We start from the raw sequence: 8,581 nt of genomic DNA, 5'->3' as shown, positions 1-8,581 counted from the left end.
GCCCCGGACCCCGCTCCTCAAACGCCGGAGGGGCTGGATCTTCGCCCCCCCGGGTACGGCCAGATGGGCTACGTGCACCCAGTACCCTTGTCCGGGGCGTCTTCCGCCCCACACCACCACCCCGGACCAGGAAAGGTGCCCCCACAGTGGAACGCGCCGCAGTGATTGTCGCCATCGACGGCCCCTCCGGCACGGGCAAGTCGAGCACCTCGAAGGCCGTTGCCGCGCAGCTCGGGCTGAGCTACCTGGACACCGGCGCCCAGTACCGGGCGATCACGTGGTGGATGGTGAACAACGGGATCGACACGGACGACCCGACCGCGATCGCCGCCGTGGCCGGGAAGCCGGAGATCGTCTCCGGGACCGACCCGTCCGCGCCGGGCATCAGCGTGGACGGAACCGACGTCGCCGGCCCGATCCGTACGCAGGAGGTCACCTCCAAGGTCAGCGCGGTCAGCGCGGTGCCCGAGGTGCGCGCCCGGATCACCGAGCTCCAGCGGTCGATCGCCGCGGCCGCGGAGAACGGCATCGTCGTCGAGGGCCGTGACATCGGCACCACCGTGCTGCCCGACGCCGACCTGAAGATCTTCCTCACCGCCTCGCCGGAGGCCCGGGCCGCCCGCCGCAGCGGTGAGCTCAAGGGCGCCGACCTCCACACCACCCGCGAGGCCCTGCTCAAGCGCGACGCCGCCGACTCCAGTCGCAAGACCTCGCCGCTGGCGAAGGCGGGCGACGCGGTCGAGGTGGACACCTCCGACCTCACGCTCCAGCAGGTCATCGAGTGCGTGGTCACCCTCGTCGAGGAGAAGCAGGCCGGGAAGTGACCAACGCACCTTCGGAGCGCGGAGCCGAGGTCGGCCGCCGGATCGGCGTCGGCCTGATGTACGGGCTGTGGAAGCCGCGCGTGCTCGGCGCCTGGAAGGTGCCCGCGACCGGCCCGGTGATCCTCGCCGTCAACCACTCGCACAACATCGACGGCCCGATGGTCATCGGCGTGGCGCCCCGGGCGTCGCACTTCCTGGTCAAGAAGGAGGCGTTCGTCGGCCCGCTCGGCTCCTTCATGCACGCCGTCGGCCAGCTGGAGGTGGACCGTTCGACCGCCGACCGCACGGCCATCACCCGGGCGCTCGGCGTCCTGGAGAACGGCGGTGTCCTCGGTATCTTCCCCGAGGGCACCCGTGGCGAGGGCGACTTCGCCTCCCTGCGCGCCGGGCTCGCGTACTTCGCGGTCCGCGGCGGCGCCCCGATCGTGCCGGTCGCGGTACTGGGAAGTTCCGAGAAGCGGGGACGGTTGATACGAGGGCTGCCGCCGCTGCGCCACCGGGTCGACGTCGTCTTCGGCGACCCGTTCGAGGCGGGCGACGGCAGCGGGCGGCGTACGCGCAAGGCGCTCGACGAGGCGACCGAGCGCATCCAGAAGGAGCTCGCCGCGCACCTGGAAAACTCCAGGCGACTCACCGGCCGCTGAACCACACTTGAGTAGTGGATCACCCGAAACCCGGGGCGTTCCACCGATCACCACGATGAACGAGGTACCGACTTCATGAACGACCACATCCCCTCCGACAGCTCGGGCGAGCACGAGCACGGAGAGCTTGGCGACGCCGAGTACGCGGAGTTCATGGAGCTCGCCGCGGAAGAGGGCTTCGACCTCCAGGACGTCGGGGGCGCCATCGAGGAGGCCGGGCACGGCCCGCTGCCCGTCCTCGCCGTCGTCGGCCGCCCGAACGTCGGCAAGTCGACTCTGGTGAACCGCATCATCGGCCGCCGTGAGGCGGTCGTGGAGGACAAGCCGGGCGTCACCCGCGACCGCGTCACGTACGAGGCCGAGTGGTCGGGCCGCCGCTTCAAGGTCGTCGACACCGGCGGCTGGGAGCAGGACGTCATGGGCATCGACGCCTCCGTCGCCGCCCAGGCCGAGTTCGCGATCGAGGCGGCCGACGCGGTCGTGTTCGTGGTCGACGCCAAGGTCGGCGCCACGGACACCGACGAGGCCGTCGTACGGCTGCTCCGCAAGGCCGGCAAGCCGGTCGTGCTGTGCGCCAACAAGGTCGACGGCCCGAGCGGCGAGGCCGACGCGACGTACCTGTGGTCCCTGGGTCTCGGTGAGCCGCACCCCGTGTCCGCGCTGCACGGCCGCGGCACCGGCGACATGCTGGACGCCGTCCTGGAGGCGCTGCCCGAGGCGCCCGCGCAGACGTTCGGCACCGGAATCGGCGGCCCGCGCCGTATCGCGCTCATCGGCCGCCCGAACGTCGGCAAGTCCTCGCTGCTGAACAAGGTGGCGGGCGAGGAGCGCGTCGTCGTCAACGAACTCGCGGGCACCACCCGTGACCCGGTCGACGAGATGATCGAACTCGGCGGCGTCACCTGGAAGTTCGTCGACACGGCGGGCATCCGCAAGCGCGTCCACCTCCAGCAGGGCGCCGACTACTACGCCTCGCTGCGTACGGCCGCCGCCGTGGAGAAGGCCGAGGTCGCGGTCATCCTGATCGACGCCTCCGAGTCCATCTCGGTCCAGGACCAGCGCATCGTGACGATGGCCGTCGAGGCCGGGCGCGCGATGGTCATCGCCTACAACAAGTGGGACAACCTCGACGAGGAGCGCCGCTACTACCTGGAGCGCGAGATCGAGACGGAGTTCGGCCAGGTCGCGTGGGCGCCCCGGGTCAACGTCTCGGCGCGCACGGGGCGGCACATGGAGAAGCTCGTCCCGGCGATCGAGACGGCGCTCGCGGGCTGGGAGACCCGCGTTCCCACGGGCCGCCTCAACGCCTTCCTCGGTGAGCTGGTCGCGGCCCACCCGCACCCGATCCGGGGCGGCAAGCAGCCGCGCATCCTCTTCGGCACGCAGGCGGGGACCAAGCCGCCGCGGTTCGTGCTCTTCGCCTCGGGCTTCATCGAGGCCGGCTACCGGCGCTTCATCGAGCGGCGGCTGCGCGAGGAGTTCGGCTTCGAGGGGACGCCGATCCATATCTCGGTGCGGGTGCGCGAGAAGCGCGGCAGGAAGAAGTGATGTGACGTAACGACGACGCACGAGGAGGGCGGCCTCCTCAAGGTCCCCGGGCGATCCGGGAGTTCTTGAGGAAGCCGCCCTCCTCGTGCGTCAGTGCCCTCGGCGTGGGCCCGGCGGCAGTGCGGCCGGGATGTGGTGCATGCCGGTGTGCCCGGTGGGCATCCGTCCGACCGGCTGCCACACCGACGTCATGGGGGCGGAGGAGCCCTGCTGCGTCTCCTGCCGGGTGCTCTGCTGGGGGGCGAAGTGGCCGGTCGCGTGCGGGGCCGCGCTGTGGCGGCCGGTGTACGTCCCCGACTGGTACGCACCGTACGGGCCGGTGCTGTGCGGGGAGTTGGCGAAGAAGGCCTGGAACCCCAGATCCTCCTCGCCGTGACGGTCGCCGGGCAGCGCCCGGTAGGACTTGACCCACTCCGCGTAGAGCGCGTCGTAGATCGGCGTGGCCGAGGGGTCCTGAGCCGGCCGCAAGGACGGACTCGACTGGTAGGCATGGCGGCGGGGAACGTCGTATGCGTGCACGTCCGTGCCAACGACCCCGCCGCCCATGAGATGCGGTCGATACGGCCAATTCAGTGTCCCCCGCGCCCCGACAGGGGCGCGGGGAACTGCGCGATCAACCACAACGAACCCGCACGCACCCAACAAGCGCACTCTTCACGGCGCTCCTGACAGGGGCGCGGGGAACTGCGCGAATCACGGCACCCGAAGCGGAGCGCTCACGTTCCGGCGAGCGGCAGCGTCGCCGCCACCAGCTTCCCGTTCGCCGCGGCCTTGTCGAGGGCACCGCGCAGCAGGTCCTCACGGGGCTGGCGGCCGATCGAGCCCACCGGGGCCGCGAACAGCAACACCTGCTGGTGCTTGTTGGCAGCCGCGCGCCAGCTGTCCGCGACCTGCAGCGCCTGGTGGGCCTGCCACCAGGCGACCGGCTGGCCGCCCGCGGGGCCCGGCTGGAGGATGGCGTGCAGCTGGCCCATGGCGAGCAGCACGGACCAGCCGTGCAGCACCGGCGGAACCGAGTCGATCTCGGTCAGCGGCATGAATCCCTGCTCGATGAGCAGCGGCAGGAAGTCGTCCCCCGCGGTGGTCGTGCCGGGGCGGGCGATGGGGGCCGTCGGCTCGACGACGAGCGCCGGGTGCAACTCACCGTTGACCAGGAGGAGCCCGCTGGTGACGCCGAGCACGGCCTGCTCGGCGACGGCCTGCTCGGGCACGGCCCTGGTGGAGCCGCCGTCGGCCGCGATCGACCGGACCGCGCCCTGCAGCTGCTCCTCGGTGACCTGGACGACCTGCGACGGCAGGCAGGTGGCGTGTGCGAAGGCGAGGACAGCGGTCTCGTCGCCGATGAACAGGACGGTGCTGGTGCGCTCCTGCTCGGAGTCGCCCGGAGTGCGGCAGGACGTGCAGTCATAGCTGCCGGGGGCGTTCTCTCCGGCGAGCAGCCGGTCTGCTTCTTCGTCGCCGATCTCGGCGCGTACGTCGTCGCTGACGTCGAGCATGCGCGGCACGGGTGGCTCCTCGGGATGTGATGCGGGGCGACAGCCGGGTGGCTCCCGGCCCATGAGCGCGGGTGGTTCCCGGCTCATGAAGAAGACAACGGGCGATCTGTGGCCGGAGTCACGCCCGGGAGCGAACGGAATCGAACCATCCGAAGCGCAGCGTGAATCCGCGGGCGGAACCGGTTACTCCACGACAAGTTCTCTGATTTCCAAGGAAGTTACGACGGTGAAGTGGGTCACAGATCACCTGTGCCTCTGGTCGACAAATCCTGAAATCAGGGAATGAAGTGGGTGGCCGAAAATGGACGATACTCGCGGTAACGGCGAACTGGCCTCGAACGACAAGGAGTTGGTTGATTACGGGCCCCGAGGCTCTCTACATTCCTCCGCCGAGTGCAACGAGCACCGCTCGGGTCGTCCGCCGACCGCACCACAGACAGCTCCACAGCTCCACGGCACCACCGTCGGCGGACGGGGCGGAGTACGACGACCGCGTCCCGTGCGCCGGGCGTCGTAGGCCGCCTTGGGGGACCCCGGGTCCCGTGAGAGGGAACTACATGTCCGCATGTGCCGACAACACCCACGACGACACCCGTAAGACGCGTACGACACGTACGACACGTACGACGGCGGTGCTCGCCGGGGCGGCACTGCTCGCCCCGTTGGGCCTCCTGGCCGCCGGCGGCAGCGCCGCCGCGGCGGACAGCGGAGTGTGGGACCGCATCGCCCAGTGCGAGAGCGGCGGGAACTGGCACATCAACACCGGCAACGGCTACTACGGCGGACTGCAGTTCTCCGCCTCCACCTGGCGCGCGTACGGCGGTACGGCCTACGCGGCCACCGCCGACCAGGCATCCAAGGGCCAGCAGATCGCGGTCGCCACGAAGGTCCAGCGTGCCCAGGGGTGGGGTGCCTGGCCCACCTGTTCGGCCCGTGCCGGGGCGTCAGGCGGCGCGCCCGCCGCGCCGTCCACCGGCTCGGCGTCGGGACGGTCCACCAAGTCGGCCCCGACCGCCAAGCCGTCGAAGACGCCGACGCGTGCCTCGGGCCACACCGGCCGCGGCACGTCCCGCGGCGGCGACTACACCGTGCGCAGCGGTGACACGCTCAGCTCCATCGCCGCCCGGCACGGGACCACATGGGAGCGGATCCACGCCGCGAACAAGGCCGTCATCGGCGGTGATCCCGATGTGATCGTGCCCGGGCAGCGGCTCGACGTCTGAGCCGACTCCCCAACCCTGGATACGAGGTCCCGCCCGGCACGCCGACCGGGCGGGACCTTCGGCGTCAGCGGCCGGAGCCGGGTGATGTCCCGCTCCCCGACTTGGCGTACGCACCATGACGCGGCCCGTTACGTGCCCTGATGCACGACACGGCCGGAGGGTTCCACTCATTGGCTACCAATCGGGCAACTGTTGCGGAACAAGTCGGTGATGAAGCCCAACCAAGTCCGGGGGTTCCGGGTCCAACCCATCAGGTAGGCGGATGAGACCGGGAATACAGGGGGTTCGGGGGACGTATGCACATCTCTTTCCTGATACACAACGCGTACGGCATCGGGGGGACGATCCGGACCACGTACAACCTTGCGAACACCCTCGCCGAGCAGCACGACGTCGAGATCGTCTCGGTCTTCCGCCACCGTGACGAGCCGGTCTTCACGCCCGACCCCCGGGTCCGCGTGCGTCACCTCGTCGACGTCCGCCCGGGCGGCGCCGACGCCGGGGACCCGGATCTGGGCCGCCCCGCGCGGGTCTTCCCTCGTGGGGAGGTCCGTTACGAGCAGTACAGCGCCCTCACGGACCGGCGCATCGCCGAGCATCTCGCCGCGGTCGAGGCCGACGTGGTCGTCGGCACACGGCCCGGCCTGAACGTGCACCTGGCCCGGGAGACCCGCCGCGGGCCCGTCCGTGTCGGCCAGGAGCACCTCACGCTCGACACCCACTCCAAGGCCCTGCGCGCCACGCTGCGCGGCGTCTACCCGCGCCTCGACGCGCTCACCACGACCACGGAGGCCGACGCCCGCGCGTACCGCGACAAGATGCGGTTGCCCGGCGTCCAGGTGCGGGCCGTGCCCAACCCGGTGCCCCAGCCGGGCATCGACCCCGCGGACGGCTCCGGCAAGTGGGTCGTCGCGGCCGGACGGCTGGCGCCCGTCAAGCGGTACGACCTGCTCATCAAGGCCTTCGACGCGGTGCGCGCGCAGCGGCCCGACTGGCGCCTGAGGATCTACGGGGGCGGCAAGCAGAAGGACAAGCTCCGCGGCCTGATCGACCAGTTGGGTCTCTACAACCACGTCTACCTCATGGGTCCGGCCAACCCCATCGAGCCGGAGTGGGCCAAGGGCTCCATCGCCGCCGTCACCTCCAAGATGGAGTCGTTCGGCATGACGATCGTCGAGGCCATGCGCTGTGGCCTGCCCGTCGTCTCCACCGACTGCCCGCACGGACCCGGCGAGATCATCGACGACGGCGTCGACGGGCGTCTCGTCGAGGTCGGCAACGTCGACGCCATCGCCGGGGGCCTGCTCGAACTGATCAACAACGACGAGCTGCGGCAGCAGATGGCGCACGCGGCACTCAAGGACTCCGAGCGCTTCGACCCGTCCCGCATCGCCGAGCACCACGTGTCGCTCTTCTCCGGACTGCTCGTCCGCGGCGGGCCCTCGCTGGGCGGCCGCATGCGCGGCTCGCTGCACCGCACCCGGGGAGCCCTGCTCGGTGGCGCGTACGCCGTCCGGGACGCCGGACGCACCGCTCTCAGGAAGGGACGCACCGCATGATGACGCTGGCCCCGCCCGCGGCGCACCAGCACTCCGACGAGGAACCCGTCACGGGTCCGCGTGCCGACTGTGTCGCCGACTCCGCGGGCGGCCTCACCTTCGACGTCGCCGACCGGGGCGAGTCCGGGCCCGCCCATCTCCTTCTGAGGAGGCGCGACGGCGAGCAGGAGGTGCGCCTGCCGCTCACCCCGGCCGCCGACGGCCGCCTCAGGGCCGCACTGCCCAGCAGCGTCGAGCTCCCCGAGGGGCGCTGGGACGTGTACGTCCAGGTGGCCGACGACGAGCCGTACCGTCTGGTGCCCGGCGTCAACGACCTGCGCGCCCTCGTGGACCGCGTGCCCGGCGGCTCCCACGGCCGTGTCGCGGCCCGCATCCCGTACGCGACGAAGCTCGGCAACCTCACGGTCCGCAGCTGGCTGCGCGCCCCGCACGCGGAGGCGGGCGAGCTCCACGTCGGCCAGGACGAGCTGAGCGTCCGGGCGCGGGCGTACGGCACCGAGCTGGCTGAGGACGCGTACGTCGAGCTGGTGGCCAGGAAGGCGCAGGCCTCCGTGGTGCGTGCCGGCCTCACCACCGACCGTTCCGAGTTCCGCTTCACCGTGCCGTACGACGCCCTCCGCCCCGGCCTGTGGGACCTGTGGCTCCGGCCGTACGGGGAGAACGGGTCCCGGGTACGGATCGCACGTCTCCTCGACGACGTCGCCGACAAGAAGCCGATCTTCACCTACCCCAAGGTGACCCTGGAGACCGAGCACGGCCCGGTCATGGCGGGGCCGTACTACACGGGCGACAACGACCTCGCGGTGAAGGTGGCCGCGGTCGAGTGACACGGGCGGCGTGTATTGGCTGTGGGTGCCGAATTCCCGGGAACGCATGGGCGACACGCTTTTCGAAGTGCTATTCGAGGTGGCCGGGAATTACGTACGACAGCGGGCGTCACCCGTATGGAACCGCTCGTACGTGTGACCTCGTTCGGCCGAAACGCGTGTCGTGATCTTGTGACACAGGTGTGACCGCCGGGGGACAGTGACCTAACGTGGCGTCATGGCACCCATTCCCACTCCGCCACCGGAGCCCCACGACAGTCCGGACGCCTACGTCGGCCTAGAGGCGAGCAGTGCCGAGCGCCGCGCCCGGGAGCACGGCTGGTCCACGGTCCGGTCGCTGCCGCCGGGCGCGATCATCACCATGGAGTACCGCGTGGGCCGGCTGAACTTCGAGGTCAGGGACGGCCGTGTGACGCGCTGCTGGAAGGGCTGAGACGGCGAAGGCCCGGCTCCTCAGGGA

Annotated in this window: 9 protein-coding genes; 7 read left to right on the top strand and 2 right to left on the bottom strand. The window is 70.9% G+C overall.

Annotated elements, in window-relative coordinates; all coding sequences use genetic code 11:
* The first annotated feature begins 146 nt into the window (after positions 1-146).
* The 3 genes from cmk to der all read left to right on the top strand — a co-directional run bounded on the left by cmk (position 147) and on the right by der (position 3,016).
* Positions 147-824: a (d)CMP kinase gene (gene cmk / locus FNH08_RS37260; RefSeq protein ID WP_322726117.1), complete on the top strand. Its 678-nt coding sequence runs from the start codon at positions 147-149 to the stop codon at positions 822-824.
* On the top strand, positions 821-1,468 hold the full coding sequence (locus FNH08_RS37255) for a lysophospholipid acyltransferase family protein (protein ID WP_322726116.1): 648 nt from the start codon (positions 821-823) through the stop codon (positions 1,466-1,468). Before cmk ends, FNH08_RS37255 begins: the two co-directional genes overlap by 4 nt.
* Before the next feature lie 75 nt (positions 1,469-1,543).
* The gene (gene der, locus FNH08_RS37250) at positions 1,544-3,016 is read left to right on the top strand and encodes a ribosome biogenesis GTPase Der (protein WP_152775948.1); all 1,473 of its coding nucleotides are present in this window, start codon (positions 1,544-1,546) and stop codon (positions 3,014-3,016) included.
* Between the two features lie 90 nt (positions 3,017-3,106).
* Here der and FNH08_RS37245 read toward each other — a convergent pair whose 3' ends face one another.
* Positions 3,107-3,535: a hypothetical protein gene (locus FNH08_RS37245; protein ID WP_322726115.1), complete on the bottom strand. Its 429-nt coding sequence runs from the start codon at positions 3,533-3,535 to the stop codon at positions 3,107-3,109.
* 197 nt (positions 3,536-3,732) lie between these two features.
* Positions 3,733-4,521 (bottom strand): hypothetical protein, encoded by a 789-nt coding sequence (locus FNH08_RS37240; protein WP_322726114.1) that lies wholly within the window; start codon positions 4,519-4,521, stop codon positions 3,733-3,735.
* 548 nt (positions 4,522-5,069) lie between these two features.
* Between FNH08_RS37240 and FNH08_RS37235 the strand changes: the two genes are divergently transcribed.
* The 4 genes from FNH08_RS37235 (at position 5,070) to FNH08_RS37220 (ending at position 8,554) form a co-directional block, all read left to right on the top strand.
* Positions 5,070-5,735, top strand: a complete 666-nt coding sequence (locus FNH08_RS37235; protein WP_152775946.1) for a LysM peptidoglycan-binding domain-containing protein — start codon at positions 5,070-5,072, stop codon at positions 5,733-5,735.
* A gap of 296 nt (positions 5,736-6,031) precedes the next feature.
* Positions 6,032-7,294 (top strand): glycosyltransferase family 4 protein, encoded by a 1,263-nt coding sequence (locus FNH08_RS37230; protein WP_152775945.1) that lies wholly within the window; start codon positions 6,032-6,034, stop codon positions 7,292-7,294.
* Positions 7,291-8,121, top strand: coding sequence for a hypothetical protein (locus FNH08_RS37225; RefSeq protein ID WP_407704526.1), 831 nt, complete (start codon positions 7,291-7,293; stop codon positions 8,119-8,121). Before FNH08_RS37230 ends, FNH08_RS37225 begins: the two co-directional genes overlap by 4 nt.
* A 217-nt stretch (positions 8,122-8,338) precedes the next feature.
* Positions 8,339-8,554, top strand: a complete 216-nt coding sequence (locus tag FNH08_RS37220) for an I78 family peptidase inhibitor (protein WP_152775944.1) — start codon at positions 8,339-8,341, stop codon at positions 8,552-8,554.
* Positions 8,555-8,581: the final 27 nt, after the last annotated feature.

It is taken from the genome of Streptomyces spongiae, assembly GCF_009377185.1.
GTDB classification, from domain to species: Bacteria; Actinomycetota; Actinomycetes; order Streptomycetales; family Streptomycetaceae; genus Streptomyces; species Streptomyces spongiae.
The sequence above is the reverse complement of the archived record's forward strand: the minus strand, read 5'-3'. Positions and strand labels throughout refer to the sequence as shown.

Excerpts from the sequence above, each read along its gene's own strand:
- FNH08_RS37230 (WP_152775945.1), top strand. The coding sequence starts at position 6,032 with ATGCACATCTCTTTCCTGATACACAACGCGTACGGCATCGGGGGGACG.
- FNH08_RS37220 (WP_152775944.1), top strand. The coding sequence starts at position 8,339 with ATGGCACCCATTCCCACTCCGCCACCGGAGCCCCACGACAGTCCGGAC.
- FNH08_RS37225 (WP_407704526.1), top strand. The coding sequence starts at position 7,291 with ATGATGACGCTGGCCCCGCCCGCGGCGCACCAGCACTCCGACGAGGAA.
- der (WP_152775948.1), top strand. The coding sequence starts at position 1,544 with ATGAACGACCACATCCCCTCCGACAGCTCGGGCGAGCACGAGCACGGA.
- FNH08_RS37235 (WP_152775946.1), top strand. The coding sequence starts at position 5,070 with ATGTCCGCATGTGCCGACAACACCCACGACGACACCCGTAAGACGCGT.